This window comes from Haloferax sp. KTX1 (assembly GCF_902410085.1).
Taxonomy (GTDB): Archaea; Halobacteriota; Halobacteria; order Halobacteriales; family Haloferacaceae; genus Haloferax; species Haloferax massiliensis.
Window position 1 is genome coordinate 1 of record NZ_CABPRH010000198.1, and the last position, 443, is coordinate 443.

General features: G+C 59.4%; 1 protein-coding gene. It reads right to left on the minus strand.

Annotation, left to right across the window (positions count from 1 at the left end):
- The coding region (locus FY251_RS22765) for a hypothetical protein (RefSeq protein WP_222847898.1) at positions 1–443 on the minus strand (443 nt) is incomplete at both ends.

Consider the following 443-nt stretch of genomic DNA (forward strand, 5'->3'; position numbering starts at 1 on the left):
AGCCTGAGCTCCAGGGTGGACTCTGCCTTCTCGAAATCACTGATCACGGCCTCAACCTCCGGTGTTTTTTGGGAGAAAACCAGAGTCGTTTTCCAGGATGTAATGGGGCTGTAGGTGATGCTCGGGATCGGTCGGGTTGTCAGCGCATCAGTGACCGGCGCCGTGAAATCCAGCAGATAGTCACCACGCTCCGCCCTGAGCATGCGAAGGGCCGCAACATGCGTCGACGCCTTGTCGATTCGGGAGGCATTCGCCTCCTTCAGGGCATCCAGGCGGCCCAGGTAGGTATAGCCGCGGATCAGGATCAATTCCTCACCATGGAGCTCGGAAATCCCGCCGACCGGTTCCGTTTCTTCCAGATGGTAGGCATTCAGCCGGATGCGTGGAAAGCTGAAATCCGGCTCCTGCGTCCAGCCCGAAATGGCCGGCACGCCCTGTGATCC